13 protein-coding genes are annotated in these 17693 nt (G+C 51.8%); 10 read left to right on the plus strand and 3 right to left on the minus strand.

Going from position 1 to position 17693, the window contains the following annotated elements; genetic code table 11:
- The 4 genes from AC2FF7_RS07350 to AC2FF7_RS07365 form a co-directional block, all read left to right on the plus strand.
- On the plus strand, nucleotides 1-187 hold a 187-nt coding region (locus tag AC2FF7_RS07350), incomplete at its 5' end, for a hypothetical protein (RefSeq protein WP_496905435.1).
- Nucleotides 188-701: 514 nt separating this feature from the next.
- Nucleotides 702-1274: a carboxymuconolactone decarboxylase family protein gene (locus AC2FF7_RS07355; RefSeq protein WP_496905436.1), complete on the plus strand. Its 573-nt coding sequence runs from the start codon at nucleotides 702-704 to the stop codon at nucleotides 1272-1274.
- 222 nt (nucleotides 1275-1496) lie between these two features.
- Nucleotides 1497-2276 carry a methyltransferase domain-containing protein gene (locus tag AC2FF7_RS07360; protein ID WP_496905437.1) on the plus strand — a complete coding sequence of 260 codons (780 nt, stop codon included), beginning with the start codon at nucleotides 1497-1499 and terminating at the stop codon, nucleotides 2274-2276.
- A 481-nt stretch (nucleotides 2277-2757) separates the two neighbouring features.
- Nucleotides 2758-3609 (plus strand): LysR family transcriptional regulator, encoded by an 852-nt coding sequence (locus AC2FF7_RS07365; RefSeq protein WP_496905438.1) that lies wholly within the window; start codon nucleotides 2758-2760, stop codon nucleotides 3607-3609.
- A 163-nt stretch (nucleotides 3610-3772) separates the two neighbouring features.
- Here the strand turns inward: AC2FF7_RS07365 and AC2FF7_RS07370 are convergent, their stop codons facing one another.
- The 3 genes from AC2FF7_RS07370 to AC2FF7_RS07380 form a co-directional block, all read right to left on the minus strand.
- Nucleotides 3773-4282 carry a MaoC family dehydratase gene (locus AC2FF7_RS07370; RefSeq protein WP_214648111.1) on the minus strand — a complete coding sequence of 170 codons (510 nt, stop codon included), beginning with the start codon at nucleotides 4280-4282 and terminating at the stop codon, nucleotides 3773-3775.
- Nucleotides 4283-4348: 66 nt separating this feature from the next.
- Entirely contained in the window at nucleotides 4349-5140 is a 792-nt protein-coding gene (locus AC2FF7_RS07375; protein ID WP_496905439.1) for a class I SAM-dependent methyltransferase, read from the minus strand.
- A gap of 62 nt (nucleotides 5141-5202) precedes the next feature.
- The gene (locus AC2FF7_RS07380) at nucleotides 5203-6123 is read right to left on the minus strand and encodes a sulfurtransferase (protein ID WP_496905440.1); all 921 of its coding nucleotides are present in this window, start codon (nucleotides 6121-6123) and stop codon (nucleotides 5203-5205) included.
- Between the two features lie 266 nt (nucleotides 6124-6389).
- Here AC2FF7_RS07380 and AC2FF7_RS07385 point away from each other — a divergent pair, with 266 nt between their 5' ends.
- The 6 genes from AC2FF7_RS07385 (at nucleotide 6390) to AC2FF7_RS07410 (ending at nucleotide 17621) form a co-directional block, all read left to right on the plus strand.
- Nucleotides 6390-7670 (plus strand): tetratricopeptide repeat protein, encoded by a 1281-nt coding sequence (locus AC2FF7_RS07385; RefSeq protein WP_496905441.1) that lies wholly within the window; start codon nucleotides 6390-6392, stop codon nucleotides 7668-7670.
- Nucleotides 7671-8055: 385 nt separating this feature from the next.
- The gene (locus AC2FF7_RS07390; RefSeq protein ID WP_496905442.1) at nucleotides 8056-9702 is read left to right on the plus strand and encodes a hypothetical protein; all 1647 of its coding nucleotides are present in this window, start codon (nucleotides 8056-8058) and stop codon (nucleotides 9700-9702) included.
- A gap of 192 nt (nucleotides 9703-9894) precedes the next feature.
- Entirely contained in the window at nucleotides 9895-10671 is a 777-nt protein-coding gene (locus AC2FF7_RS07395) for a hypothetical protein (protein WP_496905443.1), read from the plus strand.
- Nucleotides 10664-11215: a hypothetical protein gene (locus tag AC2FF7_RS07400; protein WP_496905444.1), complete on the plus strand. Its 552-nt coding sequence runs from the start codon at nucleotides 10664-10666 to the stop codon at nucleotides 11213-11215. Before AC2FF7_RS07395 ends, AC2FF7_RS07400 begins: the two co-directional genes overlap by 8 nt.
- A gap of 203 nt (nucleotides 11216-11418) precedes the next feature.
- Entirely contained in the window at nucleotides 11419-13404 is a 1986-nt protein-coding gene (locus tag AC2FF7_RS07405; protein WP_496905445.1) for a TniQ family protein, read from the plus strand.
- Between the two features lie 389 nt (nucleotides 13405-13793).
- On the plus strand, nucleotides 13794-17621 hold the full coding sequence (locus AC2FF7_RS07410; protein ID WP_496905446.1) for a hypothetical protein: 3828 nt from the start codon (nucleotides 13794-13796) through the stop codon (nucleotides 17619-17621).
- Nucleotides 17622-17693: the final 72 nt, after the last annotated feature.

Raw genomic sequence — 17693 nt, forward strand, 5'->3', positions numbered from 1 at the left:
CACCCGAAACAACTGGGGCATAAACGGGGGCATTTCTGGGGTATCGGTGACCCAAGCGCCTGCTGTCATTCCATGTTGCAAATTGAGCATAAGCGTGCACGAATCAGCACTTTCTCGCATAGGTTGTTCAAAAAGGCCTCTTAAAAACAACAGCTTAAAGAGCGGCAAATTTGATGAAACACCATAACTGTGCAACGCGTAAAGCATAAGCGTGCAAGACCAAAATCAGGAGGCATAAGAGTGCAAAAGTAGAACAAAGACCAAGACCACTAGAAGTGCCGGCCCATGCCGCAAATATTGAAACAACACTCGTCCATCGCAGATTTGATGGGCTTCGGCGAGCATCGCACCTCGAAGACTTTTTCGAGAGCTACCCACTACACCGAAATCGGATGTTGAGATGGCTCGGGTCAACTTCCGCTTTATCGGGCAAAGCTTCGCTTCTCTGCCGCGCAGCATCCCGACTGTACTACGTCAGCGATGCGCAGAATGCTGACTTTGCAAATTTACGAGAACGGCTCAAATGAAATTGCCTTTAACCAAGCAGCAACAAGTTGGGGGTGTCGTCTGGCAAACTTACCGTTCGCAATATCCCAATAGAATCTCTGAGCGGAACCCGAAATTGCTTTAAGGTTGCGTAAACAACGTTGGTTCCTCACTTTGAGAAAACGTAATCCATAGCAAGATTGAAAGAGAATTAAATGAAACGCCTGTTTCCATCTCTGCCGGAGAACGCGAAACTTGGAAGTGTCTATCAAGCCTTTCCAGACAAGCTTTCTCCGCTGTGCGCGTACGAAAGTCTTGTGATGAGGGGCGAGAGCGATCTCTCGGTTGCTGAACGTGAACTAATCGCAGCTTATGTCTCTGGCTTGAATGCTTGTGCGTATTGCCATGGGGCGCACATCGTTTTCGCCAAAGCCTACGGTATTGAAGTCGAGACAATCGAGGCACTGATGGAAAACCGCGATACGGCTCCCGTCGAGGATCGTCTCAAACCGTTGCTGGCATACATCGAAAAGCTTACTGTCTCTCCATCCCGAATGACGGAAGCAGACGCCCAAGCGGTCTATGCGGCAGGCTGGTCGGAGAGTGCGTTGTTCGATGCTATCCAGGTCTGTGGTGTCTTTAATCTCGTGAACCGTTTCATAGAAGGAACCGGTGTTCAAAGCCCTGGCAACGACCCAAGACAAGCAGACGAAGCCACTTTGGATCGATACCGCAGCGACACTTTCTATACCGATTTTGGACGAGAGAACGGCCTCGACATCCCCTGAATTGATGTTGTTCTTACGTTCGAACGACGACAAAAAGCTGGTCCGATAAAACGGCAGATGCGTCCTTCGCTCTCGAGGTTATATCATTCGTCGGATCAAGTCGGCGCATTCATTTGATGTTGGTGGATCCATGCTCAAGACTCAACGATCCATCCTGCTTTTCGTAGATAACCCATTTTCTGATAAGGTTTGGAGACCTGTGGGCTTTGTAAGGGTGGAGAGTTGCTTAAGTTTGACGCTGAAACAACGAGATTACTAGAAACCGCCTATCAGGGAGCTGAATTGACGCGGCGACGACAAGCGTCATTTGATGCGCTGCGCCCTGCTCCCGGTGAAACTATTTTGGACATCGGTTGTGGCAACGGGATGTTAACAGCGGAGTTGGCCCGCGCAGTTGGCTCGGATGGCTATGTCATCGGGATCGATCCAAGCGAGGATATGACAGCAGCCGCAAGAGAACGATGCCGTGACTATGCAAACGTGGAGTTTCATGCTGGTGCCGCGAATAGCTTGCCCATTGAGGATGAGAGTGTTGACAAGGCCGTCTCGGTACAGGTCTTTGAGTACATCGAAGACGTAGACGGTGCGTTGGCTGACACACTGCGGTGCGTCAAACCCGGCGGGCGGCTTGTAATCAGCGATCTGCACTTTGGCAGCTTGATTTGGTTCAGCGATGAGCCTAGCAGAGTGCAAAAGATGCTGACGTCCTGGAACCAGCATTTTGTGAGTGGTTCCGTCCCGGAAAGACTGCCCGCGCTGATAAAGGCTCGCGGCAACCATGTGGAAGATGTCTTGTCGTTCACAATGACAGATCACCAGTTGAAGCCTGATGGCCTCGCAATCATGATGATGCACCTCATGAAGCAATACGCTGTCGCAAATGACCATGTTGATCCCGCAGTTGCGCAATCGTGGTTTGATGAGCAGCTCAGCCTTGCAAGGACTGGACGCTTCTTCTTTTCGATGACCCAATTTATCGTCGTGGTGCGCAAAAAGGGGTGATTGAGCGAAGTAAATCGGCCTAGGTTCTCTCGCGGGCTTCATGAAAGTCGCTATTCAAGAGACCCCCATTGGTGTCACAGTCGCCCCAACAAGTGCTGCGAGTCTTTTGTCCATACTTAATTGTCGTCAGAACCTGCCTGGATACAGATTCATCATGTTCTGTACGTCAAGCTCACTCGAAAACGCATCGGGATTACTCCAGATCACGTCATTAATATAGTCGCGTTCCGCGTGAAGATCGTTGGCTGTAGGCCTCGGCTTCCGGGTTTCGGGAAAGGCTCTTTCGGTCCAACTGAATAGTCCACCAAATACGGTCCAGATGCTGGGTGACATTGTATGAGAAGCCATCTCGTGGTCCTTTCCGAGTTACTTGCGCTGTCGCAACAACGGTAACTGTTCACTCGTTTTTCTGGTATCCGGCACAAAATTGTGCTGTTCTACAAAAATGAAGAGCGGGTTCCGAAATTGGTCGGATATTCGTGTGTTCCTCTCTGTCTTCAGAGAAGGGTCGACGCTTGCGGCCTCCAGAAAGCTAAAGGTCTCCCAACCGACGGTTGCACGACGCATTGATGTTCTCGAAAGAGAAACAGGCTTGACGCTTTTTGAGCGCGGTACGCACGGGTTCAAACCGACCCCAGAAGCCCTTCGCCTCGTTCCCCTCGCCGAAGCAATCGAGACTTCAGTCCTTGAATTTGCCGATTACGCGAAAGAAATGACGTCGACACAACCCATCCGTATCACCGCTTATTCAGCAAACTTCTCTGCACGCATGATTGAAATCGTAAACGAGTTTTCGGCCGACAATCAGGATGTCGCATTCGAGTTTTTGTCCAGCGTTCGGGCGCTGGACCTGATGGCGGGCGAGGCCGACATTGCTTTGCGCCTTGCAAGAACCCATCCCGATCCTGACCTGATCTGTCGTAAGATCAGCACGGCCCGCTGGTCTTTGTTCGGCAGCAGAAATTACGCGGACAAATTTGGCTTACCGGGGTCAACTAATGATCTGGCCGGGCATCAGTTTGTTACCTTTCAGCGGGACGATGTACCAAATGTATTCCACGAATGGTTGACCAATCACGTGGAGCCGGACCAGATCGTCATGTCTTTCACTGAACTGGAGCTAATGCATGCGGCGATCAGGTCAGGGCAAGGTCTTGGGATCAGCAATGTCAAGCTGGTTGAAACAGACATGTCTTTTATCCGATGTTTCGACGAAATCCCTGAACTTGCGGTGCCGCACCTAATGCTCATTTCGCCGGAAGCCTATCGTCGGCCAGAGGTTAGAGCCTTCGTTAAGTTCTTCGCACCTCGCTATGCGGCAATCTACAAGTAGTTATTTAGGCAATAAGGATTGAGAACACGCGAACAAGCTTTTTTGCATGTGCGCCAAGACCGCAATTGCGAATAGAAGCCTTATGCGACGAGCCCCAGGATACTCTTGGAGAAGACAATGGGAGGTCAAATTGATCGGCGCGCCCAAGTCGCTGCAAACTGCCTTAACTCCGATATGCCATCACGTGGTGCATGATCAGATTAAGAACTTCAACATCGTTCTGGTTAAATGTCTGGTATCGGAATTTGACCGTTCCCCGGTCGGGCTTCGAACGTGATGGTGTAATTGCCTCAACCGTGACGCGCACGCTGATCGTGTCACCGGAATACACAGGTGCCAGCCACCGCACCTCGTCCATACCATGTCCACCCAGATTGGTGCCGGTAAGTACACCAGTGTCGCGGAACAACCTGAAAGTAAGCGCTATTGTCTGAAATCCACTGGCTATGAGACCGCCGAAAATCGACTCTGCGGCAGCCACTTTGTTAACGTGGAAGGGCTGCGGGTCATGAACCAGTGCGAAGTCAATAATCGCTCCCTCGGTCAGCGTAACGCCTCCGGTTTCGAAGGTTTCGCCAACCGACAAATCGTCGATGTATTTTCCACTAGCCATGGCAAAAGTATAGTTTGATGCAGACTCAACCGTCAACGCCGAGCCAGGCTCGGCCGCCACTAATGCCGCATTGTCTTTCGACCATGGCAAAGATCGTAATGGAGAACTAAGTCAGTGGTCGTTGACCTATGCCGCGGCGACAAATAGGTGCGCTTCTTGCGGTACGTGCAATACGCCTTCTTTGTCATATCTAGACAAGGCGTCTGCAACCTCTTCCACGACCTTGTTGGTGACGTCAGCACCTGCATCCCTAAGATCGGTTTCGATTGGCAGCGCCATGATTTGCGCGCGAAGATCAATAAATCTTCGCTCAAGTACCAATGGCTCGTGACGAGCTATCTTGAAGCCTGCATCGACCAACAAGTTCGAAATGAGGTCCCCATCTCGAAACGAAAAAGGCGCTCTGGCTTTTACTGCGGCATCTGTTCCAACATGCCGTTCGAGAGCTTTTGCAAGCGCTCCATTGAAGGGCGACACTGCGCGCCAACATGTCAAAAATAGCTGACCGTCATTGCGTAAGATCCTATGAACTTCCTGCAAAGCGGTGGATTTGTCGGGGAAGAACTGAAGCCCCTGTTGTATGAAGGCATAGTCAAACGTAGCATTTTCGAAAGGTAACTCGGTTACATCTGCTGCATACCACTCGAGCACATGACGACAATCCGGCTGATTGGACTGCGCGACCTCAATCATGGTTTCGTTCAGATCTACGCCAACCACCCGCCCTTCGCCCGTCAGTTTCCTTGCAATCTCTCGCGTCAAAGCCCCGGTGCCGCATGCAATGTCGATGACACAAGTCCCGCTTCGAAGCTGAACCTTCTCCATGGTTGCTTCAGCCAATGGGCCGAACATCGCAGGCACACTATGGTTGTTGTACTTCTGCGCAGCTTCTTTGGTCAGCCGAAAATTGTCCGCCATCAAAAAATCCTCCTAGCAACGCGTCAAAAACGGACCACCCTCAGTGACCCAAAATCGTAGTCTCACGATGTTTCAACCGGCAGGCTCTCATCGGCGCTCCACTCAGCCCATGAACCATCATACAGGCGGGACTTTTCAAACCCCATTTGGCGCAGCGCAAGGAGCCCACAAGAAGCAGCTATGCCACGGCCGCAATAGGCGATGACCTCATCGTCAGTTTGAATTCCCTTGTCCTGATAGTGCTTGAGGAGCTTGGAATGATCCGCCAACTTGAATGACCCACGTTCCTTTAGTTTAGCTGCACGTTCGGATATGGGTGTGTGTGCCAAGTCCGGATCGATGTTCGATATCGCCGGTATGTTGACCGCACTGGGGATATGTCCCGAGCGACCTCCCCATGTGTGAACTCCGTCGCCTCGGAAGAGGTCGTTTGGTAGAAAGTCCACAATTCTGACCTCGGGCTTACCCATCGCATCCAAGACATCAGCTTTGCGGGCAATCCAATTGCTCTGCACTGTTGGTTTAAAGTCACCATGCTCAACGGTTGGATCGCCAGTTTCAGTGGGTCGACCTTCGAGTTTCCATTGCTGCAAGCCGCCGTCCAAGACCTGCACGTTTTTATGGCCATAATGCGAAAGTGCCCACCAAAGACGCGCAGACGCCAACGGAAGCCCGGAGTCATCGTAGACCAAGACATGACTGTCGTTGGAAACACCCAACTCGCGCATCCTTTTCCCAAAATCCTCTGGCCCGAGCATCATGTCGGGAATGTTCTGAGTGCTGTCTGCAAGCTCTGTCGACATGCCAACATACACGGCGCCAGGAATGTGCTCGGCTTGGAACTCGCTCCTATCGTCATAGGCCACGCCCTTGCCGTTTTCCTCCCTAAACTTCCAGCGAACATCAATGATGCGTAGTTTCGGGTTAGTCAGGTTATCTGCCAACCAAGCCGTATCAATGAGCGGGCGAGTTTGGGTTGTCATACCTACGTTCTCCTCTAACCGGACGCGGGTCGAGCCGTATGGAATAATCCCCAAAATTGCTTTCGGAGTCCAATTTTGGAAAATCGGGATTTGATATAGCAAATATGGTTTAAACGGCATGTTGATGATTTAATGAGACTTCTGAAAGAAACGGATGCTGAAATCATGGCGCCTCGGAACGTCGATTTCCTTTGACTCGTTTATGGGTAGGCATGCTCATATAGCTCACTGACGGACAGGTTTGGTACAGATAGTGGAAGGTTTGGATGCTTGAAGATCGGTACGGAAGCCCGCTAACGACCACATCACAAACTGCGCGAGACGCCTACGTTGAAGGCATCGACCGATTTCTGGGTGCTTTTGATGATGTTGAAGAAGCTTACCGTTCTGCAATGCAGGCAGATGATAGCTTTGCCATGCCCCATGTTGGGCTTGCGCGCTACCTTGTTACTGTCGGGCGTGGACAAGATGCAAAGCGTGAAATAGCCGTCGCAAAGGAACTGTCGCATGGCGTCAGCCCGCGCGAAGCCGCCCAGATCGACATTATCAGCGATCTCATTGAGGGGCGTGCACCGCAGGCCTACAGGCGCATCCGAGATCACGTCACAGACCATCCGCGAGATATTTTGCTTGCTCAGACATGTACCAGCGTATTTGGCTTAATAGGGTTTTCAGGTCAGGCTGGACGCGAGGCGGAGCAGCTTGCGTACACAACCCTGTTGAAGCCACACTATGGCGACGACTGGTGGTTTCTCTGCCAGCATGCATTTGCCCAGATGGAGGCCGGACAGATCGGCCCGGCCGCGGAAAACATCGAGCGCGCGCTTGAGTTGAAGCCAGACAGCGCACACAGTGCACATGTCAGGGCCCATCTCTACTATGAGAACGGGGAGACGGACGCTGGCTACGCTTATCTGCGCGAATTCTGGCAAGACTATCCCTTCACAGCGTATCTGCACTGCCATCTCAGCTGGCACGTCGCTCTGTGGGCGCTTGAGAGCGGCGATGTGGCAGGTATGTGGAAGCTGTTCGATGATTATGTTTCCCCCGACCGACCTCCTGCGCCACCACTGAACGTTCTGACTGATAGTGTGGCAATTGTTCACCGCGCCTTTTTGACTGGCGAGCAAATTCCTCAGGAGCGTTGGCAACAACTCAGCGACTATGCTGTTCAGTTCTTTCCTTCACCTGGCTTGGCTTTTGCGGATGTTCACGCTGCTCTTGCGCATGCGATGGCTGGAAACAGAGAGCGTCTGGAAACAACCATTGACGGCGCAAAGGGACCCGCAGGCCCCACCGTTGCTTCGGTCGCAGGCGCATTCCGTGCGTTGGCGGATGGAAATGCGGATGAAGCGATTGAGAAATTCGTCAGGGTCATGTCTGAGCACGAACGCCTTGGTGGTAGCCGGGCGCAACGCGACATTATTGAGTTTTCATTGGCGCATGCTCTGGCAATTTCAGGACAATCGAATGAAGCTCGACGCATTCTCAACATGCATCGACCGCATACCTCTCACGACCATGCAGTTGCCACGCTAGAAGGATAGGGTGCCCGCATTTTTGACGCCCGCAATGAGCGCAAATTACACGTTTTCAACGCCACTTAGAACGGAGGCTGTCGCACGACGTTACCAAGCCCCAAAAGTGATAGTTGGCGGAAAAGACCAATCTGACTGCTAACATCAGCTTTCTCAAAAGCCCGTCTTAGGATTGTGCGAGCGGTGTTTGTGGTCTTGTCGGTGGGCTACTGTGGAGGGATTGGACGGCGCGTCACTCACGCGGCCAACAAGCTGATCAGTCGCCCAGAAGAGTGCTTCGATCTAATGGAACTCAAATAAGACGGGTCTATGCCTTGGATCGGCTTTGATGTCGCTAGTATCGAGAAACAACCCATTGTGGTAATCTACTACCTTTAATTTGGGGGTTATTGTGATGGAATACTATGATCTCGGTAGCTACAGCCGAAAGATCACAACCTCGTCGGACGAAGCCCAGCTTTGGTTTGATCGTGGTTTGGCTTGGACTTACGCGTACAACCACGAAGAAGCGATTGTTTGCTTTCAGAATGCCGTGGCTGCGGATCCAAATTGCGCAATGGCGCACTGGGGCATCGCGTATTGTATTGGGCCGAACTACAACAAGCCCTGGGAAACATTCGAAGAAGACGAGAAGCCTGACTGTATCGCCTTGGCGAAAGCGTCAATCCAGGCTGCTGCGTCGTTAAAGGACCGGCTGACGCCTGTTGAACGCGCGCTAATCGATGCCATTCCAGCGCGTTATCCATCCTCATCGGATATTGAGGATTTCAGCCCGTGGAATGATGCCTTCGCTGATGCGATGCGAAAGGTTCACTCCGAATTCGATCAGGACCTGGACGTGTCTGCGATTCTGGCCGAGTCGCTCATGAACCGGACACCTTGGCAGCTTTGGGATTTGCCGACCGGAAAGCCCGCCGAAGGGGCCGATACGCTCGAGGCAATATCCGTGCTCGAAAATGCGTTCGATACACTTTACGGAGCATGGGAGCACGCAGGACTATTGCACATGTACATTCACCTGATGGAAATGTCGCCCCTCCCCGAACGGGCACTGCGTCACGGCGATGTGCTCAGCACGCTGGTGCCCGAGGCCGGGCATTTGTTGCACATGCCGACCCATATCGACGTGTTGTGCGGAGACTACATGAACGTGGTACTGCGCAATCACAAAGCCATATTGGCAGATCGCAAGTTTCTGAAGCGCGAAGGCCCTGACAATTTCTATTCCGTCTATCGGTGCCACAACTATCACTTTAAAATATACGGTGCGATGTTCTTGGGGCAACCATCGGCAGCAATCGAAGCCGCCGATGAGCTGATCGACACCTTGCCGTCAGACACTCTTCGGCCGATGGCGGACTGGTTTGAAGGCTTCATACCAATGAAGCAACATGTGCTGATCAGGTTTGGTCGCTGGCAGGATATTCTCAATCAGGATCTGCCAGAGGATGAAGAGCTTTACAGCGTGACAATTGCCATGATGCGGTACGCAAGGACGGTTGCCTTGGCCAACCTACACAGGGTCGCCGAAGCCGAGAGTGAAAAAGCCATGTTCTATGATGCTCTGGCCAGAGTTCCTGAGACCCGAATGCTGTTCAACAACACATGCCAGGACATTCTGAAGGTCGCTGAGCAAATGATGCTGGGTGAGCTGGCCTATCACGCAGGAGAGTATGAGACGGCCTTTGACCATCTGCGAAAGTCAGTCGAGATCGACGACAACTTGCCATACGACGAGCCCTGGGGCTGGATGCAACCCACCCGTCATGCGCTGGGTGCTCTTCTTCTTGAACAGGGCCAGATGGAGGAAGCCGAAGCTGTTTACCGTGCAGACCTTGGCCTGGATGCAACGCTTAGTCGGGCCTGTCAGCATCCGGGTAACGTCTGGAGCCTGCATGGCCTGCACGAATGTCTCACCAGGCGCGGTGAAACGGTCGAAGCCGCCCACATCAAGCTACAACTGGACAAGGCCACTGCCCGCGCCGAGGTGCCGATCAAGGCATCGTGTTATTGCAGGCAGAAGGCTTTGGCCGCCGAGTAATCACTGATCAACAGCAATGGCCGGGCTATTTGCGAGGCCCGCTTCTGCCCTAGACCGGGACTCGTTTAACTTCGTTGATGGCAACCGTCTTGGCGACCACAAGACTGCCAAGCATCGCTTGGATGCCGTTTTGCGGTAAATCAACCGCATGGTAGCAGTTCATGAGAAAGCTGACGCGCTGAAGGATGGGTGATGAAACAGGTTGTCGACTGGAATGACATCCGCACAAGCGTGCTGAGGGAGCTTGGAGAGCCTCGCCAGGGATGGGCTGACCATCTCGCACTGGTGCTTGAGGATGTAAAACGCAGTGTTGCACAACACCCTGATATCTTTGGGGATGAGTTGCCGGTGGTCGTGCAGATCAAGCAAAAACTCGGCGGATTGCGCATCTACACACGAGAATGCAATCGAAATATCCTCGATGAGCTGGAGACGCGTGTCGAAGAGATCGAGAGGAGGTGTGAGAGATGCGGAAATTCTGCCGAAATCCAAAACATAAGGGGATACTTACTCACCCTTTGTTGCTGGTGTTACAACCGCTACCTCGAAGATCGGTTTGAAGGCGCTGAGATGATGTGGCCAACAGATCTTGAGCTCAACGTAGCAAATCGCTTTCCAGACCTGGTGAGCGCTGATACGGCATCATTATGGCCAAGCATTGGTCCGGGCAGGCTGGTCTTGCTTGGCCGGTTCCTGGCAGAGGCGGAGCATCTGGTTCGAGAGACCTCTGAGACACCGATTCAAGTGCAGATCTCGGATGTGACGACGGGCTCAGACGGTTCAATCCAGATCATCTTCCGTCGGTACGATCAATGCCTGGATCTCCCGCTCGAACGTCTTGTACTGGACAGCAAGCGCACATGTGCAAGATGTGGTCATGTCGGGGGTATCGTACGGAAGAAGAACAAGGCAACTTCCCTGTGCGCGCACTGTCAGGAGCAAGGCGATTGGAACCCCTTCGATGAGTGATGAAAAGAACGAAGTGGAGATCACCAATGGCTCTGGCAGCGTCAACAAGGATCTTGGCTTGCCAGAACCCATTATCAGCCTGGCGTTCTGCGATCTGAGGATCGTCGCCCTCAGAGGACAATTCTACCCAGTTGAAATCGCGGTTTTGAGGGTGGTGGATGACGAAGCCCGAATTTGGTCGTCTCGCATCTACCCTGCACTGTCGTGGTCCACGCAGGTCTTGGACGCATCTCCTATTAACCTTTCGACGGCTCCAGCCGCCGTAGATGTAGCCAATCAAACACTGGATCTTATTGAGAGCTGTGCATCTGGTTGGATCTACTCGGATTCTTCGGCAACAGGAGCCCTAATCGAACGCCTACTTGCGGAGGCAGACGCCGGCTATCTGCAAAAAGTGGACATTCTCCCTGCCAATCAGCTGTCTGATGAGATGCGTGATCAGCTGGAAGCGAACGAGCGGGTCTCAGATGATCCAAGTGATGAGGTAGAGCGGTTGTGGAACTGCTTCCAAGCAGCGAAGGAGATGAGTGATGAGCTGTCTTAAGAAGAGGTGCTCCGTCGTCCGTTGGAATCCGTTTCCACAGATGACTTGTTTGCCGAGATTCGAGCACGGTTGAAAACGGAGGAAGAGTTCTGACCGGCATTGTTAGCTGTTGTTCAAGCGCACGTAGTGAAGGTCGTTCCAAGGCCCAACGAGGTGGCAGAGTGGACGGATGAATGGATTAAAGAGAACAAGTGGCCAAAGGATTGGCAAAAAATCACGAAAGGGTCTCCTTCGCGAATATCAGAACAGCGGTGGACTTAGTAGAGGAGCTTGATCATACAGGCGGAACTGATCCAAGCCGCAGTAAACGATTGCACATTGTGTCCAAGCCTCTTCCCCTTCGCGTCGAACCAAAATTCAGAGAAACGATCCCATCGTTTCTGTCACGTATGGCAGCAGTAAATGGTGTGAGCGCATCTAACTTCGCCTTGGACATGGGTTTTTCACTCAAGAAGATAGTTCAACTGGATGAAGTTGCTTTGGACTACTTGACCACTTGCAGCGGGTTGACGGGAACTGAGGTCGAAGAACTCGTTTCATGGACTGGAAAAGTCGCCGGGGACGTTAGGATGGTTTTTCGGGATGAAGTCCTCGGGTCTCGTTCACTTAGAAATCCGGTAATCCGAGGCTGCCCGCATTGTTTACGTGAAGACGCTGAGATTGAACAAATTAAACCTCATGCTCATATGACGATGCGTGGGGATTGGCAGTTTCGGAAAGTTGATCTTTGCATTAAGCACTCACACCCGTTGGTAGAGCTTTGGGAACGGAATTCCCTAACAGAAAGATATGACTTTTCGTCTCGTTTATCGGCGATTTTGGATGATATCCAAGAACGCCGGTTGGAGCTGCCTCAAGTCGAGATATCGCCCTACGATCATTGGCTCGATTCACGACTGCGAACCGGAGCCGACGACACGTGGCTGTCCGGCCATACTCTTTATGCCGCAACAACATTCTGCACGCTTCTTGGGACAGAGCTCTTACGGTTGGAAGCCTCATCTGACTTGGACCAGTTTGCGCAGCTGCGGAGGGCCCGCGCTCTTGGGTTTCAGGCAGCAAGCCAAGGAGAGGCCAAGATCAATGGCGCTTTAGATCAGCTTGCCAAGCTTGCAGAGGCTGCCAAAGCCGGGCCACAGAAGGCCTTTGGCCGTATGTTTGTTGATTTTGGTCAAGCGCACTTGGAAAAAGTTGACTTCGCCCCGTTCCGAAAAATACTGCGGGACTGCATCATCCGCCACTGGCCAGTTGCTGCCGGAGAAACCGTATTGGGGATAGTGCAACCGGAACGGAAACTGCATTCAATCATTACGGCTTCTCAAGAAACAGGCATCGGGCAATCGCTAATTGAGCAGTTTCTGGTTCACGCTGGCGCAATTGGTTCTGACGACGACAGGCCTGCGGCACGCAAGACTTTTGAAGCCGTAAAATATGCTGAATTGTTGGCTGAAATACCGACGCTGGTCGGCCCAATCGCCATGCAACAAGCGATAGGCGCAACAAAAGGAGAGTTTGCATCGCTGGCTCAAAGTGAAATCCTAGTACGACGGATTCCCAACGCAAAAGTAAAGTCACCTTGGCGCATTTCAGATGGTGTCGCACTGGTTGATGAACTCCACGAGCTCGCGATATCACTCGAAGCAATTGACGAGAGCTGGGAGCGGATTCAAGACGCTAAAAACCGCACTAATCTGAGTTTAGCCGCTATCATCAAGCAGGTGCGAGTCCAGAAACTCCAACTAGGACGGCGGGTGGACCTTGAAGGCTACACCGCTTTTTGCGTTCTGAAAGAAGAAATCGACGCGATGAAGAACGAAGAGGTAGAGTCCACAGGTGGTCCAATGATCACTGCGGCTGCGTTTGGTCGTTCGGTTGGAATACGTACTCAGGGATGGTTTGAAAGGCTTTCTTCTGCCGGCCACACACCCGCAACTCATAGGCCGCATCCAAAATACGGTGGTGACTGGATCTATGCCTCAATCGGAGACATTGAGGAGTTTCACAAACGCTTCGTGACTTCGAAGACAATAAGAGACGACTTTGGTCACTATAGGAGGTTTTTGCTAAAGAAATTGAATAGGTTTGCGCCAAACGGCGAGGACTATGGACCGCTCTTTCTGCGCGAGGATGTCGAAGCTTTACTGCATAAAGATGGTTGGCTGGAGCCAAATCGTCGACGAAATGAGTAAAAATCCGGCGTTCAGTGAGTTTACTTGTTAGAGCGTAGTGCGCAGAAAGCGGTCTTTGCAAAGTCTTGCGGACGGCCCTTTGCTGCCGTTGCCGTTCGGTCTAGATTGCTGCGACGCGGCCCGTCAGAGCTGACTTTCGCTGCGAGCTCGAATTTCGTACTTCGTCTACTCAAAGGATAAATTTCAACGATACGACCGCCGTATGGTTCGCCAGCAGATGACCGAGCGAGAGAGCAAAATGAAGCACGTAAGCAGATTGCTAAGGCAGCCTCGAAAGGTTGGTACGAAACAGCCACCGGCTGGTTCGCTCTAGTTGCAGCAATCACTGGATTGGTTGCAGCTTGTGCTAGCCTTTGATCAGCATTCAACTAAGCGGAATTTCCAATTGCATGATACTTTTCGAACTTGAACCATCTGATATTTCCAACCTCAACGACGCTGATTTGCGCGAACTGGTTGGTAGATTATGTGAGGCAGAAGCTGTCACACAGGGACTGCCCACTTCAAAAGTGAACTGGGGTGGCGCTCAAGAAGCACCAGACGGTGGGCTTGACGTGTCCGTATTCGACCTCGGTGAACTATCTTCCCCAAATTTCTTGCCACATCCGGACACAGGCTTTCAGGTCAAAAAACACTCGATGAGCCGTGCCAACTGCAAGAAGGAAATGCTTGAGAAAGGTAACGTACGTCCAATCATCAGGGAACTCGCAAAGCGAGGCGGAAGCTATATCATCGTCAGCGGCAAAGATGATTGCTCAAAAGACATGCTTGACCGCCGCATCGCTGGGATGAACGAAGCCGTTGCATCCTTAAAGCACCGCAAAAAACTTTATCTCGATTTCTACGGCAGAGACCGTCTTGCGGCATGGTTACGGCGTCACCCTGGCGTTTCTCTTTGGGCGCGGAATAAGCTTGGAAAACCCCTCTCAGGTTGGACTACTTTTGGTAGATGGGCTGCCACGCCGGAAGCTTTGGAAGATGACTATCTGGCTGATGACCATCCATGTGTTCAATTTTCATCTGGGTCAAATCGCGACCCACTACCCCTAATTGAGGCCATCAATGAGACGAGACAACGGGTCCAGCCATTTGGTAGCGCCACAAGAGTTACGGGCCTCTCAGGTGTCGGCAAAACTCGATTTGTTCAAGCGCTTTTTGAGGAGACCGTCGGCGAAGATGCTCTTCCTTCTACTGCGACTATCTACGCAGACTTAGGGGAAGAGCTAGAACCAACCGCCACAGGACTTGTCAGCTCATTGATTGCCAATGATGTCGCGGCCATCCTTATCCTCGACAACTGCCCTCCAGACGTTCATCGGCAGTTGCAGAAAAAGGTTACAAATTCTGGGACCAAACTGCGGCTGATTACCGTTGAATACGACATCTCTGACGACAAACCGGAAGAGACAGAAGTAGTCCACATCGAACCTTCAAGCGAAGAAACAGTATCCAAACTAGTCCGCCGCCGTTTCCCCGACCTCAATCGGGTCAACGCCGACAAGATTTCTGAATTTGCAGGTGGAAATGCGCGGGTAGCCCTCGCACTTGCGGCTCGTGTCGAGCCCGAAGAAACGCTGAGCAGCTTCTCGGACGAAGTATTGTTCAAGCGTCTTTTCAATCAGCGAAATGATGCGAACACAGACTTGTTGGAAAGCGCAGAACTGCTTTCTTTGGTCTATTCATTCAATGTCTCCGCTACTGAGTACAACGACGAACTTGCAACGCTGGCTCGTATTGGTGCGACCAACAAAAGAGATTTGAAGCAGGCGCAAGCCGAACTGCTACGCAGGCAACTCGCGCAAAAGCGCGGCAACTGGAGAGCTGTGCTGCCACATGCACTTGCGAACAAACTTGCCCGCAGAGTACTGGACGTACTTGAACCAGATGAAATCAACGAAGAGCTGTTCAAACCCGAGAATATCAGATTGTTTAAGTCTTGCGCCCACCGCGTGGGGTATCTGCACGACTGTGAACCTGCACAGGAGCTTGCAAAAAGCTGGATTGCGGACGGAGCGCCCCTTCATGACTTGGCAAAATGCGATGAACAACAGCTGGCCTGCTTGGACTACATCGCACCAGTCTTTCCAGAAATAATTCTGTCTTCTTTGGAAGTTGCGTGTCGAGATGCGACCTTCGCCAGCCGAAGCAACCCGAGGTTCAGCACCTTTGTCCATCTACTCAGGCATCTCGCATATGATAGCGAGCTGTTTGACCGCGCAATGGAGCTCATGCTCAAGTTTGCGATGAGTGAAAAACAGGGCGAAAACCATTACAGCGTTGTTTCTCAAATCAAGCAGCTCTTTTCATTGTTGTTGTCAGGCACTCTTGCTTCGGCGAAACAGCGACAGCAAATTGTACGCCGGCTCTTCTTTTCCGCAAACCAGCGTGAGCGAGAAATCTCAGTTGAACTTTTTCATATGGCTCTCAACGCAAACCATTGGACTTCAATTGGCCCCTTCGACTTCGGTGCGCGAAAAAGAGGGTTCGGTTGGCGGCCGTCAAACAAGGAAGAAGCGCTCGAGTGGTACGAGGGTTTCATCGCCATCTTGGAGCAAGGTCTCGCTTCAAATGATGACAACATAGTCGGCACCTCCAAATCTTTGTTGGCGGACCATTTCCGTGGCTTGTGGACTTGGGCTGGCTGCTTCGAGTCCTTGGAAAATCTGATACGACAGTATGGTTCCGGTGGAAGTTGGCCTGCGGTTTGGATGGCAATAAAGAGTGCGCAATACTACGATAAGGAACGTCTCAATGATGAGTATCTCGAAAAGTTAGCGGAACTGGAGGCGTATACCGCTCCGAGCGACCCCTACTCAGAAATTGAAGCCTACGCCCTTACCAACACGTGGGACCATATGGAGTTTCGGGAAGGCAAGCATTCTGAAAACGAGGAACAAATTCGAGACAAGGTTGCTGGCTTAGGCCGCTTGGCAGCGGTTGAACGAAGCTACATTGACCAGCTTGGCGACCGCCTTTGGGAAGACCACATTGACGCTCTGGTTTACTTCGGCATGGGCATCGCAGAAGGGAGTGAGAATAAGAAGGATACCTTTGAATTCTTGGTTTCAAATCTGCGTTCGTCGAGTGCTGAGAAGCATCGCACGACCTTGTTGTTTGGCTACTTGAGACAAGTGCACAACGAAGACCCATCATTGTTCCGTAGCCTTTTGGAATCGACGCTAGGGGAAGAGAAGCTCATCAACCATTTTGTCTACCTTCTGAGCGCTGCTGACATTGCGCCTTGGGGCACGGAAAAACTCATCGAGCTTGCTAAGCAAAAGGCCCTAATGCCGTGGAGCTTTTCGCAAATCAGTGTTGGCCGTATCCACGAACCCATACCTGACGAGAAACTAGCGGAACTCCTGACTGCAATTCTGGAGATGGACGACGGGGTCTTTGTTGTGTTCGACATCTTGAATATGCGCTTTCATTTGGACAAAGACAGCGATTACTACCCAAGTGAAGTCGTGCTGGCGGTTGGCCGCGATGCCATCGAACGCTTTTGCGCAATGCATCGTGAAAGCATAGGAAACCGTCATCAGCACAACCTTGATACAGTAGCAGAGTTTTGCTTAACGGCTGATGCTCCACAAGAACAGGTTGGTGAAATTGTACGCTTACTCTGTGACGGTGTTGAAACCTTCAGACTGTATAGTTTTGAGTTGGGGGAGCTAATTGCACCCTTGATATCGAATTTTTCGAGACTGCTTTTGGAGCGCGTTTATGACGGCAGCGAAAAGGAAGACAGGCTCGCGCACATGATATTCCGCGAACGTATATCCGGTCGTGGCGAGCCCGCACTAAATCGGGCTCCCGTAAGTGAGTTGATTGATTGGGCCAACTCAGAACAGGAAAAACTCGAGAAGCTATCCAAGGCTATAAGGACGTTTTCGACAGTTGAAGCGGGTAATAGCCCACTCGATCATCCTAAGATAGTCGCGGTGAGTGAACACGCAAAAGCCCTTCTTGATGTGGCGAGCGATAAAGAACCTGTGTTACAGATGATTTTCGAAGGAGCTTGGCCTAGTGGATGGTCTGGCTCTCTTGCCGATATTTTGGAGGCCCGTGCAACGGCCTTTGAAGAACTACTGTCGCATCCTTCAGATGTGGTCCGGGCTTCTGTGTCCGAAAAGCTTGAGGTGCTGAGGCAGGCGGTTCGTAGCAATCGAGAAAAGGAATCTGACGAGCACAATAAGCGCGAACAACGGTTCGAGTAAGCGATCCTCTCGCATATCCGCTGAAGTGACATTCGTATCCTCAACGATTGAACCAAGCCGTCGTGTTGTAGA

It is taken from the genome of Ruegeria sp. YTSC325 (assembly GCF_059609525.1).

Excerpts from the sequence above, each read along its gene's own strand:
- AC2FF7_RS07355 (WP_496905436.1), top strand. The coding sequence starts at position 702 with ATGAAACGCCTGTTTCCATCTCTGCCGGAGAACGCGAAACTTGGAAGT.
- AC2FF7_RS07375 (WP_496905439.1), bottom strand. The coding sequence starts at position 5,140 with ATGGCGGACAATTTTCGGCTGACCAAAGAAGCTGCGCAGAAGTACAAC.
- AC2FF7_RS07380 (WP_496905440.1), bottom strand. The coding sequence starts at position 6,123 with ATGACAACCCAAACTCGCCCGCTCATTGATACGGCTTGGTTGGCAGAT.
- AC2FF7_RS07385 (WP_496905441.1), top strand. The coding sequence starts at position 6,390 with ATGCTTGAAGATCGGTACGGAAGCCCGCTAACGACCACATCACAAACT.
- AC2FF7_RS07390 (WP_496905442.1), top strand. The coding sequence starts at position 8,056 with ATGGAATACTATGATCTCGGTAGCTACAGCCGAAAGATCACAACCTCG.
- AC2FF7_RS07395 (WP_496905443.1), top strand. The coding sequence starts at position 9,895 with ATGAAACAGGTTGTCGACTGGAATGACATCCGCACAAGCGTGCTGAGG.
- AC2FF7_RS07400 (WP_496905444.1), top strand. The coding sequence starts at position 10,664 with ATGAGTGATGAAAAGAACGAAGTGGAGATCACCAATGGCTCTGGCAGC.
- AC2FF7_RS07410 (WP_496905446.1), top strand. The coding sequence starts at position 13,794 with ATGATACTTTTCGAACTTGAACCATCTGATATTTCCAACCTCAACGAC.